Annotated in this window: 18 protein-coding genes and 1 pseudogene; 13 read left to right on the top strand and 6 right to left on the bottom strand. The window is 65.9% G+C overall.

Going from position 1 to position 20,308, the window contains the following annotated elements:
* The first annotated feature begins 112 nt into the window (after positions 1–112).
* The 8 genes and pseudogenes from GK109_RS05690 (at position 113) to GK109_RS05655 (ending at position 8,257) form a co-directional block, all read left to right on the top strand.
* Positions 113–1,107: pseudogene (locus tag GK109_RS05690) on the top strand (substrate-binding domain-containing protein).
* A gap of 64 nt (positions 1,108–1,171) precedes the next feature.
* Complete coding sequence (locus GK109_RS05685) at positions 1,172–2,239, top strand: ABC transporter permease (RefSeq protein ID WP_157239007.1); 1,068 nt, start codon at positions 1,172–1,174, stop codon at positions 2,237–2,239.
* 12 nt (positions 2,240–2,251) lie between these two features.
* Positions 2,252–3,187, top strand: coding sequence for an ATP-binding cassette domain-containing protein (locus GK109_RS05680; protein WP_157239006.1), 936 nt, complete (start codon positions 2,252–2,254; stop codon positions 3,185–3,187).
* Between the two features lie 88 nt (positions 3,188–3,275).
* The gene (locus GK109_RS05675; protein WP_157239005.1) at positions 3,276–4,271 is read left to right on the top strand and encodes a Gfo/Idh/MocA family oxidoreductase; all 996 of its coding nucleotides are present in this window, start codon (positions 3,276–3,278) and stop codon (positions 4,269–4,271) included.
* The gene (locus tag GK109_RS05670; protein ID WP_157239004.1) at positions 4,271–5,299 is read left to right on the top strand and encodes a Gfo/Idh/MocA family protein; all 1,029 of its coding nucleotides are present in this window, start codon (positions 4,271–4,273) and stop codon (positions 5,297–5,299) included. Before GK109_RS05675 ends, GK109_RS05670 begins: the two co-directional genes overlap by 1 nt.
* A gap of 44 nt (positions 5,300–5,343) precedes the next feature.
* Positions 5,344–6,435, top strand: a complete 1,092-nt coding sequence (locus GK109_RS05665) for a Gfo/Idh/MocA family oxidoreductase (protein ID WP_157239003.1) — start codon at positions 5,344–5,346, stop codon at positions 6,433–6,435.
* Positions 6,435–7,220: a TIM barrel protein gene (locus GK109_RS05660; RefSeq protein ID WP_157239002.1), complete on the top strand. Its 786-nt coding sequence runs from the start codon at positions 6,435–6,437 to the stop codon at positions 7,218–7,220. Before GK109_RS05665 ends, GK109_RS05660 begins: the two co-directional genes overlap by 1 nt.
* Positions 7,217–8,257: a Gfo/Idh/MocA family oxidoreductase gene (locus GK109_RS05655; protein ID WP_157239001.1), complete on the top strand. Its 1,041-nt coding sequence runs from the start codon at positions 7,217–7,219 to the stop codon at positions 8,255–8,257. The genes GK109_RS05660 and GK109_RS05655 overlap by 4 nt, the downstream gene beginning before the upstream one ends.
* Before the next feature lie 31 nt (positions 8,258–8,288).
* On the opposite strand, the gene GK109_RS05650 is transcribed toward GK109_RS05655, so the two are convergent.
* The 3 genes from GK109_RS05650 to GK109_RS05640 are packed head-to-tail and all read right to left on the bottom strand — an operon-like array spanning position 8,289 to position 11,003.
* Positions 8,289–9,308: a LacI family DNA-binding transcriptional regulator gene (locus GK109_RS05650; RefSeq protein ID WP_157239000.1), complete on the bottom strand. Its 1,020-nt coding sequence runs from the start codon at positions 9,306–9,308 to the stop codon at positions 8,289–8,291.
* A gap of 43 nt (positions 9,309–9,351) precedes the next feature.
* A complete protein-coding gene (gene iolB, locus GK109_RS05645; RefSeq protein ID WP_157238999.1) occupies positions 9,352–10,245 on the bottom strand; it encodes a 5-deoxy-glucuronate isomerase in 894 nt (297 codons plus the stop codon).
* 17 nt (positions 10,246–10,262) lie between these two features.
* Positions 10,263–11,003, bottom strand: coding sequence for a GntR family transcriptional regulator (locus GK109_RS05640; protein ID WP_321215437.1), 741 nt, complete (start codon positions 11,001–11,003; stop codon positions 10,263–10,265).
* A gap of 295 nt (positions 11,004–11,298) precedes the next feature.
* Here GK109_RS05640 and GK109_RS05635 point away from each other — a divergent pair, with 295 nt between their 5' ends.
* The gene (locus tag GK109_RS05635) at positions 11,299–12,714 is read left to right on the top strand and encodes a sugar porter family MFS transporter (protein WP_157238998.1); all 1,416 of its coding nucleotides are present in this window, start codon (positions 11,299–11,301) and stop codon (positions 12,712–12,714) included.
* A gap of 87 nt (positions 12,715–12,801) precedes the next feature.
* Positions 12,802–13,959, top strand: coding sequence for an LOG family protein (locus GK109_RS05630; RefSeq protein ID WP_370460425.1), 1,158 nt, complete (start codon positions 12,802–12,804; stop codon positions 13,957–13,959).
* 28 nt (positions 13,960–13,987) lie between these two features.
* Here the strand turns inward: GK109_RS05630 and GK109_RS05625 are convergent, their stop codons facing one another.
* Together GK109_RS05625 and GK109_RS05620 are read right to left on the bottom strand one after the other, a co-directional pair.
* Entirely contained in the window at positions 13,988–14,932 is a 945-nt protein-coding gene (locus tag GK109_RS05625; RefSeq protein WP_370460424.1) for a matrixin family metalloprotease, read from the bottom strand.
* A 27-nt stretch (positions 14,933–14,959) separates the two neighbouring features.
* Positions 14,960–16,132 (bottom strand): VIT1/CCC1 transporter family protein, encoded by a 1,173-nt coding sequence (locus GK109_RS05620; RefSeq protein WP_370460423.1) that lies wholly within the window; start codon positions 16,130–16,132, stop codon positions 14,960–14,962.
* Positions 16,133–16,388: 256 nt separating this feature from the next.
* On the opposite strand from GK109_RS05620, the gene GK109_RS05615 reads away from it, so the two are divergent.
* A complete protein-coding gene (locus GK109_RS05615) occupies positions 16,389–16,616 on the top strand; it encodes a hypothetical protein (protein ID WP_157238996.1) in 228 nt (75 codons plus the stop codon).
* Positions 16,617–16,725: 109 nt separating this feature from the next.
* Here GK109_RS05615 and GK109_RS05610 read toward each other — a convergent pair whose 3' ends face one another.
* Positions 16,726–18,243, bottom strand: coding sequence for a sodium:solute symporter (locus GK109_RS05610; RefSeq protein WP_157238995.1), 1,518 nt, complete (start codon positions 18,241–18,243; stop codon positions 16,726–16,728).
* Between the two features lie 261 nt (positions 18,244–18,504).
* On the opposite strand from GK109_RS05610, the gene GK109_RS05605 reads away from it, so the two are divergent.
* Positions 18,505–19,080, top strand: coding sequence for a helix-turn-helix domain-containing protein (locus GK109_RS05605; protein WP_157238994.1), 576 nt, complete (start codon positions 18,505–18,507; stop codon positions 19,078–19,080).
* 162 nt (positions 19,081–19,242) lie between these two features.
* Positions 19,243–20,307 (top strand): agmatinase, encoded by a 1,065-nt coding sequence (gene speB / locus GK109_RS05600; protein WP_321215443.1) that lies wholly within the window; start codon positions 19,243–19,245, stop codon positions 20,305–20,307.
* Position 20,308 lies beyond the last annotated feature (1 nt).

Raw genomic sequence — 20,308 nt, 5'->3', positions numbered from 1 at the left:
ATGTCAGGACAAAGTCTTGACATGGGTGATCCCGATCACCCATGATCTCTGTAGAGGGCCTCGAGTTCCTGCAGAGAGGCAGGGCCGCAACCCTTATCAAAGGAGATATATCGTGAAGAAGTTTTCCTGGCGGAAGGCGACCCTCGTGGCGGCCGTCGTTCCGATGCTGGCACTGAGCGCTTGCTCCAGCGGCGGAGGCAAGTCGGCAGACACTGCAAACTCCGGCTCCTCGGGGCAGGTGGCAACCACCGCCCGCATCAAGGTGGCCCTGATCACCCATGCAGCAGCAGGCGACACCTTCTGGGACATCGTCCGCAAGGGGCGGAGGAAGCATCGGCTAAAGACAACGTTGAGCTCCTCTACACCAGCGATCCTGAAGCCGGTCGCCAGGCGCAGCTCGTCCAGCAGGCAATCGACCAGAAGGTCGATGGCATCGCCGTCACCCTCGCCACCCCGGATGCCCTGAAGGACGTCCTGAAGAAGGCCACTGATGCCGGCATCCCGGTGGTGAGCCTCAATGCAGGCGAGAGCATCTCGTCACAGCTCGGCGCATTTACCCACTTCGGGTCCAACGAGAAACTCGCCGGCGAGGCCGTGGGGACCCGGTTGGCCGCCGAGGGCTTCAAGCACCCCGTATGCGTAATTCAGCAGCAGGGCCACGTTGGTCTGGAAGCACGCTGCGCAGGCGTCAAGGCCAAAGTTCCGGGAGCGGAGATACTGTACGTCGACGGCAAAGACATGACCGCAGTCCAGTCCACCGCCACCGCGAAGCTCCAGGCCGCCAAGGATGCCGACGTCATCATTGGCCTGGGCGCACCGATCACCCTGACGCTGCTCAAGTCCGTCGCGGATGCCGGCAGCTCTTCGAAGGTTGCCAGCTTCGACCTGAACGCAGATCTCGCGCAGAAGATCGTGGATGGTGCCGTGATCTTCACCGTGGACCAGCAGCCGTGGCTCCAGGGCTACATGTCGATTGATTCCCTGTGGCAGGCAAAGCGCGGCGGCTTCAAGCTCGGCGGTGGACAGCCTGTCCTGACCGGCCCGACCATTGTCGATAAGTCGAACGCTTCAGACGTCCTCAAATTCGCCCAGCAGGGCGTCCGCTAGATCCAGGACTCAGGCCGTGCGGAGGGTATCCGCCGCACGGCCTGACCAACAAGGAGTTCTTCCAATGGCAAATACAGCAACCCTGCCTCCGGCACCAGCCGCAGCAGCCGGGCCGCGCGGCGATGAGCGAGTCGGACAACGGAACCCGTTCCAGAAGCTCCTGGGCCGCCCTGAAGTTGGCGCTCTCGTAGGAGCAGTGGTCCTGTTCGTTTTCTTCGCGCTGGTTTCTTCGACCTTCACCCAGCCCAACGCCCTGGCAACCATTCTTTACGGCAGCTCCACCATCGGGATCATGGCCGTCGGTGTGTCGCTGCTGATGATAGGCGGCGAATTTGACCTTTCCACCGGCGTGGCCGTGATCTCATCAGCGCTGACCGCATCCCTTTTCAGCTGGAATTTCTCCATGAACGCGTGGGTAGGCGTTGCCTTGGCGCTCGCAGTCTCGCTGGCCATCGGGTTCATCAACGGCTGGATCCTGATCAAGACCAAGCTTCCCAGCTTCATCGTCACCCTCGCGACGTTCCTGATGCTTACCGGCCTGAACCTGGCATTGACCAGGCTTATTGGCGGCAGCGTGTCCTCGCCGTCCATTTCCAAGCTGGACGGCTTCGAATCGGCCCGTGCCGTGTTCGCCTCGTCGATCAGCATCGGTGGCGTTGAAGTCAAAATCACCGTGTTCTTCTGGATCATCCTGGTTGCCATCGCATCCTGGGTACTGCTGCGCACCAAGGTGGGCAACTGGATCTTCGCAGTGGGCGGCAACGCCGACTCCGCACGCGCCGTGGGCGTGCCCGTGACGAAGACCAAGATCGGGCTGTTCATGGCGGTCGGGTTCTGCGGTTGGATCCTCGGCATGCACAACCTGTTCGCCTTCGACGCCGTGCAGTCGGGCGAGGGCGTGGGCAACGAATTCCTCTACATCATCGCCGCCGTGATCGGCGGCTGCCTCCTCACCGGTGGCTACGGTTCAGCCGTGGGAGGTGCGATCGGTGCCTTCATCTTTGGCATGGCCAACAAAGGCATTGTCTACGCGCAGTGGAACCCGGACTGGTTCAAGTTCTTCCTCGGCCTGATGCTTCTGCTGGCTACCATCGTCAACCTCATCGTCAAGCGCCGCGCGGAACTGAAGTAAGGGGCGAAGAAAATGAACGCCAAAGCAATCGACCAGCAGACCCTGCTCAAGAACGAAAAAGATCCGCTGACGCACACCCCGGTTCATTTGCTCTCCCTGGAAGGTGTAGGCAAGCACTACGGCAACATCATTGCCCTTCGTGACGTCACCATGGCCGTGGACAACGGCCGCGTCACGTGCGTTCTGGGAGACAACGGCGCCGGTAAGTCCACGCTGATCAAGATCATCGCGGGCCTGCACCAGCACGACGAAGGCTCACTGTACGTCATGGGTGACGAACGGAAATTCAGTTCCCCCCGCGATGCCCTCGATGTCGGCATCGCGACGGTCTACCAGGACCTCGCGGTGGTTTCCCTGATGCCCATCTGGCGGAACTTCTTCCTCGGCTCGGAGCTCACCACCGGGTTCGGCCCGTTCAAGAGCCTCGACGTCCAGAAGATGAAGGACATCACCAAGAAAGAGCTCGCCGACATGGGCATCGACCTGCGCGATGTGGAGCAGCCCATCGGCCAGCTTTCGGGCGGCGAGCGCCAGTGTGTGGCCATTGCCCGGGCAGTGTACTTCGGAGCCAAGGTCCTGATCCTGGACGAGCCGACGGCGGCCCTGGGCGTCAAGCAGTCGGGCGTAGTTTTGCGCTACATCCTCCAGGCGAGGGACCGGGGCCTTGGGGTCATCTTCATCACCCACAACCCGCACCACGCCTTCCCCGTGGGCGACCGGTTCCTGCTGCTCAAGCGGGGCAAATCCATCGGCTACTACGACAAAAAGGACATCACGCTGGACGAGCTTACGGCCCAAATGGCCGGCGGCGCGGAACTTGCCGAACTTGCCCACGAGCTCGAACAGCTCGGAGGCCACGGCGACATCGTCAAGGAAGTCCAGGCCGAGGTTGCCGACGTCACTGAAATCGCGGAATCTGCCAAGGAAAGCAGCCCGCGGCACGTGTAGCACCCCGCCGGGGGCCCGACGGCAAATGCCCGATGGGCCCCCTCGCTCTGCCATTCGTGTGCGCACTGAACATTAGACAGGAAACAGCATGCCGATCCGGGTGGGCGTCATTGGCGCCGGCATTATGGGCGCAGACCACATCAGGAACCTTTCCGCCACCGTCAACGGTGCGGAAGTCACCTTCGTGGCAGACCTCGACGCCGGACGCGCAGCTGCTGCTGCGCCGCCGTCGGCCCGGACCACGACGGACCCCTCGGAGCTGATCAACTCCAGCGAGGTGGACGCCGTAGTTGTCGCTTCGCACGACTCCACCCACGCCGGACTGGTGCTGGAATGCTTCGAAGCGATGACGCCCGTGCTTTGTGAAAAGCCGCTGGCCCCGACGCTCCTGGAGAGCCTTGACGTTGTGGAAGCTGAGGCGGACATCGTCGCGGCGACCGGTGCCAGGCTGCTGTCCATGGGCTTTATGAGGCGCTTCGATCCCGGCTACGCCGCCCTCCGCGAATCCACGCGGCTTCGGAGCCACGGCGAACCCCTGATTGTCCACTGCACCAGCCGCACGGTAGCCTCGGGCCCCGGCACCAGCTCGGAAACGGCCATCACCAATTCGGCCATCCACGAGTTCGATATCATCCCCTGGCTGCTGGACTCGCCCATCACCGAAGTTGCATGGCAGGCGGGGCGCAGCTCCCGGCACAGTCCCGGAGAACTGCAGGACCCTGCCGTGATGCTCCTCCGGACGGCCGACGGAACCCTGGCGACCCTGGAGCTGTTCCTGAACGCGCAGTACGGCTATACCACCAGGTGCGAAGTTGTTTCCGAGGGTGGCACCGCTGCCCTGCCCGAACCCGCAGCCCTGGTGGTCCAGCGCGAGGGCCACCGCACGGCCGAAATCCCTGCTGACTGGCGCCCGCGTTTCGCCGACGCCTACCGGCTGCAGCTCCAGTCGTGGATTTCCGCCCTCGAAAGGGGCGAGCCCGCACCGCTCGCCACCGGAGAAGACGGCCTGCGGGCATCGCAGGTTGCCCAGGCCATGATCCGGTCGCTGCACAGTGACGGAGCCTTCACGAAAGTAATCTACTGATGGCCGTTCCCGTCATGCCGGCATCACGCGTCCCGGATTCGAAGGACGCACCCTCCCTGCGGTGGGGAATCATGGGGCCCGGTTGGATTGCAGAGCGGTTCACGGAGTCAGTGCAGGCGCATTCCCGCCAGGTCATTGCCGCCGTCGGCTCCCGCTCCGTGGCCCGCTCCAAAGAGTTTGCCGGGAAGTTTGGCGTGCCGGCCGCGTACGGAAGTTACGAGGAGCTCGCAGCGGCTCCCGCTATCGACATTGTTTATGTCGCCACACCGCACAATTTCCACCACAGCGCAGCCCTGCTCGCGCTCGAAGCAGGCAAACACGTCCTGATCGAAAAACCCATAGGGCTCAATGCGGACCAGGTACGGGACATCGCCGCGCGGGCCGGGTCCGCCGGCGTCTTCGCCGCCGAGGCGCTGTGGAGTTTCTTCCTGCCAAAATTCGACGTCATCCGGCAGATCCTCGAAGCCGGGACGCTGGGGACTGTGACCACTGTGCTGGCGGAATACGGTGAGTACTTCGACCGCAGCCACCGCATCTTTGATCCAGCGCTGGCCGGGGGTCCGCTGCTGGACCTCGGGACCTATCCCTTGGCGCTTATCACCGAAATCCTGGGCTCCCCGGAGCAGATGCATGTCATTGGCCAGCAGCACGAGTCCGGGGTTAACGCGCAGGTTTCGGCGATCATGCACTTCCCGGGCGGCAGCCAGGCAGTCATGAACACGCAGCTGCATAATTTCACCCCCACGGCTGCCACCATTGTCGGCTCCCAGGCAACACTGACCATGGACGGACCATTCAACATGCCCGGCGGTTTCGAGCTGCGTTTCCCCGACGGGACACGGCGGCGCTACAGCGAGCCGGCGGGCGGGCACTTCGAGGGCCTGCATTTCGAAGCCGCAGCAGTGGCCCGTTGCATCGCGGCCGGACAGGCAGAAAGCCCCCAGCGTCCACTCGCAGCCTCCATCCGGACCATGGAAGCCGCCGACGAAATCCGGCGCCGGCTCGGCATTAGCTTTCCGGGCGAATGACCCCCCGCTTAACCGTCTCTTCACACACCCGAAAGGATGAGCCCTTGGCTTACATCACCCAGAACCCCACGGCAGTCCCGGTACCGGTACGGATAGGGCTCATCGGCTCCGGCTGGATGGGCGCATTCCATGCCGACAGCGTTGCCCGCCGCGTCCCCGGCGCGGTCCTGGCGGCCATTGCCGACCCCAACATCGAGTCCGCCCGGAGCCTTGCCCTGGAACTGGGCACCACCAAGGTCACGGCCAGCGCCGACGACATCTTCGCGGATCCGGAGGTTGACGCCGTGATCATCGCCAGCCCGGCACGGTTCCACTCGGCACTTATCACCCAGGCGGCCGCCGCCGGGAAACACGTTTTCTGCGAGAAGCCGGGCGGCCAGGGGCTGGCGGAACTCGACGCCGCCTTGGCAGCCGTGGACGCTGCCGGCGTGCACTTCCAGATCGGATTCAACCGCCGTTACGCCGAAGATTTCCAGGCAGCAAAAAGGGACCTCGCCGCGGGCATTGCCGGGACCCCGCAACTCCTGCGCTCGCTGACCCGTGATCCGGGGAACGGAAGCATCCCCCATGCCGCCAGGGTCCCGGCCTGGACCATCTTCCTCGAAACCCTCATCCACGACTTCGACACCCTCAACTGGTTCAACGAAGGGGCCGAACCCGTGGAGGTCTACGCGGTGGCCGATGCGCTCGTGGAGCCCTCGCTCCGTGACCAGGGGTTCCTGGATACAGCAGTGGTGACGATCAGGTACAGCAACGGTGCGTTGGCGGTGGCCGAGGCGAACTTCAGTGCGCTGTACGGGTACGACATCCGCGGCGAAGTCTTCGGCTCCAAGGGCATGGTCCAGGCTGGCCGGGCCACGGAGACGGCCGCCCGCCGCTACACCGCAGAGGGGCTGTCCGCGGACACCCCGCGGCTCAACGTCGAACTCTTCCGCCAGGCCTACACGGACGAACTGGCGGACTTCGCCGAGGCGGTCCGTGCCCGGCGCGACGGCGGCGTACCATCGCCGTCGTCCGGTTTCACCCTGACGCCGGGCGCTGCCGACGCCCGCCGCGCCCTGGCAATGGCGCTGGCCTGCATCGAGTCCGTCAAAACCGGCGCCCCTGTTGCCGTCGCCGGGAAGGCAGCCGTCTGATGCGCCTGGCAGTTTGCGCCGAGATGGTCTTCCTGGACCTGCCGTTTGCGGAACGGGTGCGCAGGATCCACGAGGCGGGATTCGACGTCGAACTCTGGGACTCGCGCGGAAAGGACATCCAGGCGCTGAAGGCTACCGGGGCGGTCTTCTCCTCCATGACGGGCTACGTATCCGGCAGCCTGGTGGACCCGGACACGGCCGATGAGGTGGTGCGGACGGCTGAGTCGCTGATCCCCACCGCCCTCGAACTGGGCGTCAGCCGCATGGTGGTGCACCCGGCTGAACTGGTGGAAGGCCGCGCCGCCCGCCCGGTGTACCGCTCCACCGGCCGCATGTGGGCCACGGGCGCCAGAACCCTGCAGCGGCTTGGCGCCCTGGGCGAAAAACACGGTGTGACGTTTTGCCTGGAGAACCTGAATACCATCCTTGACCACCCCGGCATCCCGCTGGCGCGGGCCAAGGACACCCTCGCACTGGTGGAGGCTGCCGGGCACCCGAACGCCAAACTGATGCTGGACCTGTACCACGCGCAGCTGGGGGAGGGGAACCTCATCGAACTCGTGAGATCGGCCCTGCCGCACATCGGTGAAGTCCAGGTGGCGGATGTGCCCGGCCGCTGCGAGCCCGGAACCGGAGAAATCAACTACGCAGCCGTTGCCCGGGCCCTCGCCGATGCCGGCTACCACGGCACAGTGGGCATGGAGGCGTGGGCCAGGGACGGCAGCGCCGCAGCCCTCGACGCCTTCCGGACCGCCTTTACCGTCTATGCAGAGGAAAAACAATGAAGGATGTAACCCTTGGCCTGGTAGGCGTGGGCCGGATCGGCGTGATGCACGCCGGCAACATCGCGGGCCTCAACGGGGTGCTGAACCCCAAGGGCCTCAACGTCAGGCTCCGGCTCACCGACGTGGCCGAAGAGCACGCGCGGACGGTGGCAGCCGGCCTGGGCGCCGAGTTTCTTCCGTCCGTCGAAGCCCTCCTTGCCGCCGGCATCGATGGCCTGGTGGTGGCCACAGGCACCGCCACCCATCCCGGGCTGATCAAGGCGGGCGTGGACGCGGGCATCCCGGTATTTTGCGAGAAACCGGTGGCAATGAATGTGGCGGATGCCCTGCCCGTGCTGGATTACATCCGCAGCAGGCACGGTGTGGTCCAGATCGGCCACCAGCGCCGCCTTGATGCCGGCTACCTGGAAGCCAGGCGGGCCTACCAGGCCGGTGAACTGGGCTGGATCCACTCGCTGCGGGCCGTCACCTGTGACATGGCACCGCCTCCTGTGGAGTTCCTGGCCACCTCAGGCGGCCTGTTCCGCGACTGCTCCGTCCACGATTTTGACATCCTCCGCTGGCTGACGGGCCGGGAGATCGTTGAGGTGTACGCGAAGGGCTCCAACAACGGGGACCCGGCCATCGGCGCTGTGGGGGACGTGGACACAGCGCTCGCGCTCGTGACGTTCGACGACGGCACCGTGGGCACTGTCTCAGCGACGCGTTACAACGGGGCCGGCCACGACGTCCGCCTGGAAATCCAGGGTTCCAAGGGATCGCTGACGGTGGGCCTGGATGAAAAAACCGCCATGGCGTCGGCCGAGCCCGGCGTGGGGTTCCCGTCCGGTGAGCCGCACAGGACCTTCGCCGAGCGCTTTGACCAGGCCTACCGGTCCGAAATGGCCGCGTTCGTTGAGCTTGTCCTTGGCCAGCGGGACAACCCCTGCACGCCGGACGACGCCGTGGCCGCCTCCCGGGTGGCGGACGCCGCCCAGGAATCGCTGGCCAGCGGTGTCCCGGTGAGGGTGGAACAAGCCACGGCGGGCGTGCGCTGAAACTCCTGGTGCGGGACCTTGCCGTGGGTGGCTAGGGTCCCGCGCCGGGATTTGAGGAGCTCCGGACCACCAGGGCCGGTTCGAGCTTGCGCGTGACGGCAGGGCCGGCGGAACCAGCAAGCCGGTCGAGCATGACCTGCGCCGCCACCCGGCCGAGTTCCTCGGCGTGCTGGTCGATGGACGTCAGTCCAATGAGGGGCGAGGCGGCCAGTTCGATGTTGTCGCAGCCCACGATCGCCACATCGTCCGGGACCCTCAGCCCGTGCGTAGCCAGGGCCCCCATGATGCCGATGGCCGTGAGGTCGTTGTGGGCAAAGATCGCGGTGGGCAGCACGGCGCCGGAAGCCAGGAAGCGTTCCATGACGTTGCGCCCGCCGCGCTCGGTCATGTCGCTGTGCACCAGCATCGGCTCAAGGCCGAACTGCTTCATCGCGTGCAGGTAGCCTTCGCGGCGGTCGGTGTACGGCAGCCAGTCGGAGATATCCACGTGGGCGATCCGCCGGTGCCCCAGCCCGTGCAGATGCTCCACGGCGAGCGCTCCGGAGCGGAAGTCATCCGTCAGGACTGAATCGACGCCGTCGACCTTTAATTCCCTGGTGATGACGACGGCGGCCGTCCCGCGCAGGGCGGCGTCCAGTTCACCGGCCGAGCCGGTGTAGCCGGCCAGGATGACCCCGTCCACGCGGAGGTCCACGAAGTTCCTCACGGCTTCCAGTTCGGTGCCGGGATCAGCGGAGCCGACGGCGACCATCACCTGGTTGCCGCTGCCGGCGAGGCCCTCGGCAATGCCGTCGTAAATGTCTGCGAAGACCGAGTTGTGCAGGTCAAGGAAGAGGACGCCCAGGGTGTTGGTGCGGTGGCTCGCGAGGCGGCTGGCAAGCCGGTTGGGGGAGTAGCCCAGGGCGGCGGCGCTTTCCAGCACCGCCGTCCGTTTGGCGGCCGAGACTTTGGGGGAATCGCGCATCACCAGGGAGACGAGGGCGCGGCTCACCCCTGCCTCACGTGCCACGTCCTCCATGGTCACGGAGCGGGCGGGGGAAGTCTGCTTCACAAGTCTCCACTATGCCATTGGCAGTCCTGCGCCCCTGCGCACACTACGTTCCGAACGGCAGCCGGGGGTCGATGTCCTGCCCGTCCCACGTCTGGCGCACCCAGCCGTGGTGGGGATCGTCGCTGATAAGCCATTCCCGCACCGGTCCCGGTCCGGCCATCACGTTCAGGTAGTACAGGTCGTAGCCGGGTGCAGCCATCGCCGGACCGTGCCAGCCGTAAGGAACCAGGACAACGTCGCCGGTGCGGACCTCGGCGGACACGTCGATGGGGCGCTCATCGGAGGCGTAGACGCGCTGGTAGCCGATGGCATCGGCGTCGGCCGGGGCAGCCGAGCCGGCGGCCACCCGCGTCTCGAAGTAGTAGATCTCCTCCAGGTGCGTCTCGCCGTCCTTTTCCTCGTCATGCTTGTGAGGCGGGTACGAGGACCAGTTTCCGGCGGGAGTAAGGACCTCGCAGACGATAAACCGGTCAGCTTCCAGCGCGGCGGGCGTGCCGAAGTTGTGGACCTGGCGGGAGCAGTTGCCCGCCCCGCGCAGTTCCACCGGGGTCTCGGCGGCAGTCACCAGGCGGGTGGGGTACGAGTCCTTGGCGGGTGCGGTGGCAACTGCCACCCGGCCGCCGTCGGCCGAGCTGATGGTGACCCCCCGCCCCGTGCCGGAGTAGAGAACGTCGCTGGGGCCGTGGAACACCGAGGCACGGCCTTCCAGCTGGTACTCGATGCCGTCCACCGTGACGGTAAAGGATCCATTAAGGGGCACCACAATGCGCTCCTCAGCGGCGGCGGGAAGGACGACGTCGGCCCCGGCGGCGAGGGTGCCCACCTTCAGTCCGGTGTGTGCCCAGCCGTCCACGGCAAGGGAGGAATCGGAGGTCCCGATCGAGACGTCCCATTTGCCGTCGGCGGCGGTGCCCAGGGGGTAGACCCAGTTGGTCATGGAGTTGGCTCCTTGCGTTAGCGCTGTACGAGTGTCATTTCAAAGCTGTAGGAATCACCCCGGTACACGTGGTGGCCGGTTTCCACGCGCCGGCCGGTGTCATCCGTGGCAGTACGCTCCATGGTGACCAGCGCGGATCCGGGCGCAGTGTCCAGGAGGGAGGCCTGGTAGTCATTGGCCACCACGGCGCCGATGCGCTGGTTGGCGAGGCGGAAGTTCACTCCGCCGCGGCGCAGGATGGCGTACAGGCCTTCCCCGGCCAGCATCGCTTCATCCATGTCGGTGATGTCATCGCGGACCCAGTTCTCCATGAGCGCCAGCGGTTTGCCCCCCACCTTGCGCAGCCTGGTGAAGTGGTAGACCTTCGAACCGGCAGGGAGCTGCAGCGTGGCCAAGGTGGCGTCGTCCGCCTCCACATGGGAGAAGCTCAGGACGTCCGTGGTCGGCTTCTTGCCGTTATTGGTGAGGTCGTCGTAGAGGCTGGAGAGCTCGAGCGGACGGCGCACCTGGCTGGAAACCACCTGGGTTCCCACGCCGCGTTTGCGCACCAGCAGGCCGGACCGGACAAGTTCGTCCATGGCCTTGCGCATCGTGGGACGGGAAAGGTTCAGCTGTGCCGCCAGGTCGATCTCGTTGTCGAGCCGGCTGCCGGGTTCCAGGACCCCGCTGAAGATGGCCGCTTCTATGCCCTGCACCACCTGGTGGTAGAGCGGGACGGGGGAGGAGCGGTCGATGCTGAGACCCAGGTTGTTCGCCACGGTACTTCCCTTACGTTCCTGTTGCGGGGCGCCTTCGCCCGGGCGGGGCATGGACGGCCGCTTTGCCACTATATGTTCGCTTGATAGGACATACTTTTTCCTCCTCCGATCCTAGCAGGCGCTGTCCGAGGGTCAAGGGATTGGCCATGCAGTAGCGGGAGCGCGCCAGGAACGAATCATGTACTGACATTAGGACTTTGTGTTGACATGAATCGTTAGAGCGCTCTAACGTGGGTGGGACGCATCACATTCCTGACCGCTACCGCAGTTCCCCGAGAGAATCTGAGAGGCAACAATGCTGTTGCAGAAACAATCGCTGACCGCCCCCGGCGACCGGCGCCGCGGCTATCTCGCCCGGCTCACTGTCATCTCCACCCTGGGCGGCCTGCTCTTCGGCTACGACACCGGCGTCATCTCCGGCGCCCTGCTGTACATGAACGACTCCCTGAACATGACCGCCGTCGAGGAAGCCACGGTGGTCAGCGCCCTGCTGTTCCCCGGCGCCGCGGTGGGTGCGCTCACCGGCGGCCGCATGGCGGACAAGCTTGGCCGCAGGGGTTCCCTGCTGGTCTGCGCCCTGCTGTTCCTGTTCGGCGCCATTGGCTGTGCCATCGCCCCCAACGTGCCGTTCATGATCGCGGCGCGCATCCTGCTGGGCCTGGGGGTCGGCGCGGCGGCCGTCACCTGCCCGCTGTACCTGGCCGAAATGGCACCGGCCCACCTGCGCGGCCGCATGGTCACCATCAACGAACTCATGATCGTCACCGGACAGATGCTGGCGTTCGCCATCAACGCCCTGCTCGATGCCCTGATCCACGACACCGAAGTCTGGCGCACCATGCTGGGCATCGCGTCCCTTCCCGCCCTAGCGCTGCTCGCGGGAATGCTGATGCTGCCCGAGTCGCCCCGCTGGTATGCCATCCGCGGCCGCCTCGAGGACAGCCGCCGCGTCCTCAACCTCAGCCGAAGCCCTGAAGAAGCCGCCAGCGAGTTCCAGGAAATTGCCGAGGCTGCAAAGACGGCCAAGGACGAACGCGGCCACGCCTGGCGGGACCTGCGGGACAACCCCTGGATGCGCCGCCTTCTCTGGATCGGCATTGGCCTCGCCGTGGTGCAGCAGGCCACGGGCATCAACACCGTGAACTACTACGCCCCCACCATCCTCGAAAAGAGCGGGCTCGGCGTCAGCGCATCCCTGGTGGCCACCATCGGCGTCGGCGTAACCTCGGTGCTGATGACCATCCTTGGAATCTGGCTGCTCGGTTTTATTGGCCGGCGGAGAATGCTGATCGTCGGCTTCTCCGGGGTGGTGGGCTCCCAGGCCCTGCTCGCTGTGGTTTTCCTCCTGCCCCAGTCGGACCTCGCCAGCTACACCATCCTCGCCGCCATGATGCTGTTCGTAGCGTTTGTGCAGTGCTTCATCGGCACCTGCGTGTGGCTGCTCCTCTCGGAAATGTTCCCGCTGGCCATCCGCGGCTTCGCCATGGGAATCGCGGTGTTCGCGCTGTGGACGGTCAACGCCGCCATCTCCTTCCTGTTCCCGATCGTGGTCGAGGCGCTTGGTTCCACCGGAACCTTCGGCCTGTTCGTCCTGGTGAACCTCGCATCCCTGATGTTCGTCAGCAAGTTCGTCCCGGAGACAAAGGGCCATTCCCTCGAGGATCTCGAAGCGCACTTCCGCCACGGCGAACCCGTCCGGGTTCCCGCCTAGCACCTTCACCAGCGCGGGGTCAGATTCAGCCCATTCCGGTGCTCCGGAGAGGCGGAACCTGACCCCGTATTGCTTTAGGTTTAGACCGTGAACCTCTCCGGAAACCTGGGCCCCCACCCGCACAACCTCGAAGTCCAGGACCTGGAAAGCTTCGACCGGCTGGTCAGCGCAGGGGCCCTGGACATGCACGGCTGGCATGCACAGTCCCTGGACCTTCGGGGGAGGACCGCAGCGCTGGAAGGCATGCACGTGGAGGGTGCCATCTTCCTCGGCTGCACGTTCGATGACGGCACGGAGGACCTTCTCCGGCAACGGGGTGCGCTGATCTTTCCACGGCTTGAGGCGGTACCGTTCAACCCCTACCGGGCCACCCTCTATACGCCCCAGGAGCTTTACTCCGGGCTGCCGCACTCCCCGTATGAGCAGCTGCCGGATGCCCGGATCTATCAATGGAGCATCCATGATGGCCAGCGGCACCGGCTGGACGCCACCCTTGCTTCGGCACTTCATGACCATGCCATCGGCGACGCCCTGGACGAGCTGGCCAGGACGGGGCCCTGGCAGGACCGCGCCATGGTGGGGGTGATGGGCGGACACGCCGCGCAGCGTGGCAGCACCGGTTTTGCCCAGGCCGCCCTGCTGGGCCGGCTGCTGGCACAGGACGGTCGCGTCGTTGCCACAGGCGGAGGGCCGGGGGCCATGGAGGCGGCGAACATGGGAGCGTACCTCAGCGAGGCGTCCGACGCCGAGGTGCAGGCGGCGCTGGACACGCTCGCCTCCGTCCCCGGGTTCCGTCCCTCGGTGTCCGCGTGGGCTCGTGCCGCCGCCGCCGTCGTCGAACGCTTTCCCGGCGGAACGCCGTCGCTCGGCATCCCCACGTGGTTCTACGGGCACGAACCGCCCAACTACTTCGCCACGCACATCGCCAAATACTTTGCCAACGCCATCAGAGAAGCCATCCTGCTGGAGCTGTGCAAGGGAGGCATCGTCTTCCTTCCCGGGGCCGCGGGCACGGTGCAGGAAATCTTCCAGGACGCCTGCGAGAACTACTACGGCGCGCGGGAAAAGGTCACGCCCATGGTGCTGGTGGGCAGGCACCACTGGGAGCACCAGTACCCCGCATGGCCCATGCTCCGCAGCCTGGCTGCCGGCCGGGTGATGGAAGACCACATCTTCCTGGTGGACTCGGTGCAGGATGCGGTGGAGGTGCTGCGAAGCCAGCTGGGGCCCGGGCAGGCCGCCTGAGGCCCGGCCGGCATGCGGGTCCGGCTGGTCAGAGGTCCTTGCGGCACTGGGCCTTGCCCAGCTCAAAGAGCCCGTTGAGGTCTCCGGCGGACAACCCCTCGGGGGTGCCGATTTCCGGGTACATCAGTTGCGTGGGGTCCTCCACATGGTCAAGTCCCATGACATGGCTGAGCTCGTGGAGGATCACGGCCCTGGCATAGAGGTGGCCGTCCGGGTTAAGGAGCTCATTGGCGATCTGCGGTGAGTCCAGATCCAGGCCGCCGGTCACAAAGGCCTTGGGGCCGTCGTCGTAACTGAAGTGGGTGCTGCCTCCGGTGCCGATCACCTTGCCCTTCAGCTGCGGGGCCGCGTCCGGCGTTGTCCAGGCGATGAGCAGCGGTGCCCAGCGCTCGCCGTAGGCCTCCGGCTGGTAGGGCTGCCGTTGCGGGGATGGCTGTTCCCGGGTGGTTCCGTCATAGATGAACTGGATGCCCGTGGCGGCCGAGATGGTGGTGATGGCCTCCATGATGAGCTGCTGCGCGCCGGCCGGTGCCAGCTCGTCATTGACCACATAGTGCAGCGGCCTGCAGGGGGAATACCCCACGGGGCTGCCGTCCCCGTTGACTGCGAGGAAGCGGTAGGAATCGCCGCCCGGCGGGGGCGGGCTGGCGGCGGCCAGCGGGGCGTCCGACTCCTCGAATCCCGCAGGCGGCGTCTTCGTCCGGCCCTCAGCCGGGGGTGCCTGGCCGGCATGTCCCGTGGGGTGGGTGTCCTGCTGGCCGCTGGACTCCCCGGACTGTCCGCCTGGTTGGCCGGTTCCCGGGCCGATGCGGACATCCAGCAGTTCCTTGAAGCGCGGATCGCTGACTGCCAGGGCCGCACCAAAAACTGCCACTGCGGACAGTGCGGCGATGACCAGGAGCCTGGCTATCCCGCGTGCGCCTCGGCGGACCCTGGCCCGCGCATGGCGGGACCCCTCGCGGCGGTCCTCCACTAGGCTGCGCCCATTAGCATGCCACCGCTAACCCACCACGGTGCCGAAGACCAGCCCCAACAGGTAGGTGACTGCCGCGGCGCCCAGCCCAATGGCAAGCTGGCGCAGCCCGCGCGTCAGGGGTGACGTGCCGGACAGCAGCCCAACGGTGGCGCCGGTGACCAGCAGGGCCACGCCCACCAGGCCGCCCGCAACCACCAGCGCCGGCACACCTGTCAGGCCGACCACAAACGGCAGGATGGGTACGATGGCGCCGGACGCGAAGAAGCAGAAGCTGGACAGGGCCGCGCCCCACGCGGTGCCCACCGCCTCATGCTGGTCATCGACGTCGGGCAGTTCCGGCTGCAGCGACAAGCTGGGATCGCAGTCACAGGGCAGCAGGCCGGTGCGCTCGGCCACCCGGTGTTCCGCGGCTTCCTGGGTCATGCCCCTGGCCAGGTACACCAGGAGCAGTTCGTTGTGCTCGAGGTCCAGTTTGGGAGCGGCTACCAGCGTGACCTGCGTGGGCCGGGTTGCCGCCAGCAGTTCACGCTGGGAACGGACGGAAATGAACTCACCGGCGCCCATGGACATGGCGCCGGCCAGCAGCCCCGCGATTCCGCTGAGCAGCACCACACTGCTGGCCACGCCGGAAGCGGCCATGCCCATCACCAGGGACAGGTTGCTGACCAGGCCGTCATTGGCGCCGAACACCGCTGCCCGGAAGGTTCCGGCCAGGCGGTTGCGCCCCCGTGTTGCCAGTCCGCGGACCACTTCCTCGTGGATCTGCTCATCGGCCGCCATGGCATCCGTGGCGTTGGGGTCCTTGGCGTACGGGGAGCGGCCTTCGGCGCGCTGGGCCAGCGCCAGCACGAACACAGAGCCGAAGTGCCGGGCCAGGAAACCCAGCAGCCGGCTGCGGAGGGATGCCCGCCGGGGCTTGCCCGCGCGGTCCCCGAGCAGGCCCAGCCAGTGTGCTTCATGGCGGCCTTCGGCCTCGGCCAGGGCCAGGAGGATTTCACGTTCCTCACCCTGGCGGCTCTGCGCCAGATCCCGGTAAACAGCGGCCTCGGCGCGCTCGTCCGCGAGGTATTGCCGCCATCGTTTAATGTCCGACGGCGACGGCAGGGACTGCCGGTTCGGCCCGGATCCTTCCGGTGCGGCCGGGAGGGACGACGGCCGGGGCGCGGCGTTTCGGTTGTTCTGGGCGTGCGGAGACACGGACACTCCTGGGCTGGATGGGGCATGGTTCGGCCCCATTGCAGTGCCAGCTTACTGCGAAAATCCGCGGATTTTTGGCAGGTAATCCTCCCTCGGACATTTCGGTCCGCCTTAAATTCGGCGCCGCTTCCGCGGGTCCCGCCAGCCGGTTTCAGGCGCTATTGACCCGTATGCCGGGCGGTGCTGTGATGAAAGTGTGGCGCGGCCCGCGCCCTCACTGAAAGAGCACGTCAGGCGAACAAACGGAGGTTCAATCATGGGCACCACCGGACAGCACCCGGACATGCCGCACCTTGATGCCGTGGAGGCGGATCCCGCCTACGACTACGCCGAGGATGCACCGGTAGATGAGGACGACTGGGACACCGAGGACGATCTCCTGGACGAGGAGGAACCTGTGGTCCAGGTGCCTCCTGTCGTGATCGACGCAGAGGACCGGGTGGTCCCCCTGGAGGACCCCGACGAGGTCCGCGAAGCCGAGTAGGACTGACGACGGCGGCACCTCCTTCGCTGGAACGCAACAGGAGGTGCCGCCGTCGTCGTTTGCCTGGTGCCGGCGCCCCGGAGCGGGCCTGGCCGCCGGCCCGCCGGACCTAGCGGACGGCGGTGGGAACCGGCGCCTCTTCGCTGTCCTGCCCGGCCACCCGGCGCTGCCAGTTGCGCATGACCTGGGGGTCCGTGGGCCTGGTCAGCAGGGACACCGCAATGTAGACCACCGCTGAGGCCAGGAGGCCGTAGTAGATGGGCTCGTTGGCGTAGATGCCGTCAAGCGGCGCCTTGGCGTTGACTTCAAGGATGATCATGGTGCCCAGGGTCACCACGGACCCTACTGCCATGGAGGCCGCGGCGGCCAGGCCAGTGCCGCGCTTCCAGACCAGGCCGCCCAGGATTGCCACGAGGAGGCCGCCCACCAGGATGTCGTAGGCGATGGTCAGGGCTGCCACCACGTCCTTGGTGATGATGGCGATGACGATGGCCACGATGCCAAGGGCGAGGACCCACGTGCGGTTCGCTTTGACGTCGTGCTCCGGGTTGTCCGTGTCTTCGGTGTTGATGGTCTTGCCGAACCAGCTGGCGACGAAAGGCAGGACATCTGCGCGGGCCACGGTTGCAGCGGCAATGAGGGCGCCGGAAGCCGTTGACATCATTGCGGCCACGGCTGCCGCCAGGACAAGTCCGCCGATGCCTACCGGCAGCAGGGTCTGTGCCACCTCGGCATAGACATCGTCCTTCGCGGCGATCTCAATGTCGGAGAGGGCCACGCTTGCGGCCATGCCGATCAACGCGCCGGCAACACCATAAAGGATGCAGTAGATGCCTGCAGTGGCGCCGCCCCACCGGGCCACCGTGGGGGTCTTCGCCGTGAAGACCCGCTGCCAGATGTCCTGGCCGATCAGCAGGCCCAGAGTGTAGACGACGAAGTAAGTGATGATGGTCTGGACGCCGATGCCGTCAATCTGGAAGAAGCTTTCATCCACACGGCTGCGGATGCCTTCAAAGCCGCCCGCAGCATTCAGGGTGAACGGCAACATCAGGAAGAAGATGCCTACGGTCTTGATAATGAACTGCACCTGGTCCGCCAGGGTGATGGACCACATGCCGCCGATTGTGGAATAGACCAGCACGATGGCGCCGCCGACGGCGATGGCCATAGCCCGGTCCCAGTCGAAGAGCACCACGAAAATGGTGGCATAGGCGCCGGTGGATGTGGCGCACAGCATCAGCGTGTAAGCGAGCATCACGATGCCCGAGGCTTCGGTGGCCCTGCTGCCGTAGCGCAGGGTGAGCATCTGGGAGACCGTGTAGATCTTCAGCTTCTGGATGGTCCCGGCGAAGAGCAGGCTCAGCAGCAGGACGCCGGCGCCGATAGCCACTACCAGCCACATGCCGGAGATGCCGAACTTGTAGCCGAGGCCTACACCGCCCACCGTTGAGGCCCCGCCCAGGACGACGGCGGCCATGGTGCCTGTATAGAGGAAGGGGCCGAGGCGGCGGCCGGCAACCAGGAAGTCGCTGTTGTTCCTGGTGCGGGACTTGCCCCACCAGCCGAAGGCCAGCATCGCGAGCAGGTACACCACCACGATGGCGATGTTGATGACACTTAGGTCCATGTTGGCTCCTTGGAGCGTGTTGGCAGCGGGCTGCAGTCCGGGCACCGGAGAGCCGGGCAGCTGCTACGGAGATGGGGGGAGGTTCCGGGCTATTGCCCTATAGGCAACAATGGTTGTCTCAAGTTAGGCTGTGATGGTGGTAACAGTCAAGGGAGGTCTGGCGTCGCCGCGGCGCGCACGCAAGGGGCGCGTCACAGGCAGGGCTGGCCATTAGGATTGCTCCAGAGCGGAGCCGGACGGCCGGCCATGAAAGGTTCGTAGATGAAGGCACTGCCAGTTGAGCCGAGCAACGTTCCGGTAGCCATCGGTTCCAGGATCCGTGCGGCCCGGCAGTCCCAGCGGCTCACCATAGAGCAGGTGGCCGACGCTACGGGCCTGACCAAGGGATTCCTCAGCCGGGTTGAGCGGGACCTGACGTCACCGTCCGTCGCCTCGCTCGTGACACTATGCCAGGTGCTGTCGATTTCGATCGGCGACCTGTTCGCGGCCCCGGAAACACACCTGACCAAACGCAACGAAGGGCCAAGGATTTCCCTCGGCGGCGAAGGCATCGTGGAGCGGCTCCTCACCGCCCGCTCGGAGCGGCGCATCCAGATCATCCAGGCCTGCATTGAACCGCACGGGCGCGGTGAGTCCGAGCTCTATGCCGTGGACTGCGACGTTGACGTTCTCCATGTGATCAAGGGGAGGATCCGCCTGATCCTCACCAACGAGGAATACGACCTCGGCCCCGGAGACACGGTCACCTTCCCGGGCCGTGAGCCGCACACCTGGATCAACCCCACGGACAAGCCGGTTGAGGTGCTCTGGGTCCTGGTTCCCGCCGCCAGCCGTTAACCCCACAACTAGGTAGCGCTAAGTGTCGTTTTGAGCGTTCAAAACGACACTTAGCGCTACTCAGACGGGTGAGGCTCTGTAAACATGCGGTGCACATAGGAAAACCCGGGTGTATGATGGCAGTCACAACAATCCCTCAACTCCTCGAAGGAGAGGCCTCCAGTGGAAGAGCTGCGCATCGAAGCCAACGGCAACCTAGGCCCCATTGATTCATCCCGCATCCCTCGCTATGCGGGTGCTGCCACCTATGCGCGGCTGCCGCGGCTGGACCAGGTGGCCAAGGCCGACGTCACCGTGGTGGGCGTGCCGTTCGATTCGGGCGTGTCCTACCGTCCGGGAGCCCGCTTCGGCGCCAATCACGTCCGGGAAGCCAGCCGCCTGCTCCGCCCATACAACCCGGCGTGGGACGTGAGCCCCTTCGAGAACATCCAGGTTGCCGACGCCGGGGACATGGCTGTCAACCCGTTCAACATCAATGAAGCCATCGAGACCATCCAGCAGAACGCTTTGGACCTCACGGCCGGAGGCAGCAGGCTGGTGACCCTCGGCGGTGACCATACGATTGCCCTGCCGCTCCTCCGCGCGGCGGCTGAGCGGGCCGGGGGACCGGTGGCGATGCTGCACTTCGACGCGCACCTGGACACCTGGGACACCTACTTCGGCGCCGAATACACCCACGGCACCCCGTTCCGCCGGGCCGTCGAGGAGGGCATCCTGGACACGGAAGCCATCAGCCACATCGGCACCCGCGGCCCGCTGTACGGCAAGAAGGATCTCGACGACGACCACCGGTTCGGGTTCGGCATCGTCACCTCCGCGGACGTCTACTACCAGGGCGTCCTGGAAACCGTGGCCAAGGTCCGGGACCGGATCGGCAACCGCCCGTTGTACATCTCGGTGGACATCGACGTCCTGGACCCGGCCCATGCTCCCGGCACCGGCACGCCCGAAGCCGGCGGCATCACCAGCAGGGAACTGCTGGAAATCATCCGCGGCTTCCGCGGGATGAACCTGGTGGGCGCCGACGTCGTGGAGGTGGCCCCGGCCTACGACCACGCCGAGATCACCGGCGTCGCGGCCAGCCACGTTGCCTACGAGCTTGTCACGCTGATGGCAGACAACGCCGTGGAAGGCGACCGTTTCGGCTCAGCGACGGGTTACGCCGCCCAGGCGCTCGGCCAGGAGGTCCGCCGGCCGGCAGGCTTCGCACCGGCGGGCAAGGAGTAGC

Origin of the sequence: Pseudarthrobacter sp. GA104 (assembly GCF_009741265.1) — a bacterium.
GTDB lineage: Bacteria > Actinomycetota > Actinomycetes > Actinomycetales > Micrococcaceae > Arthrobacter.
Note: the sequence above shows the minus strand (reverse complement) of the source record. Positions and strands in the feature narration are given on the sequence as shown.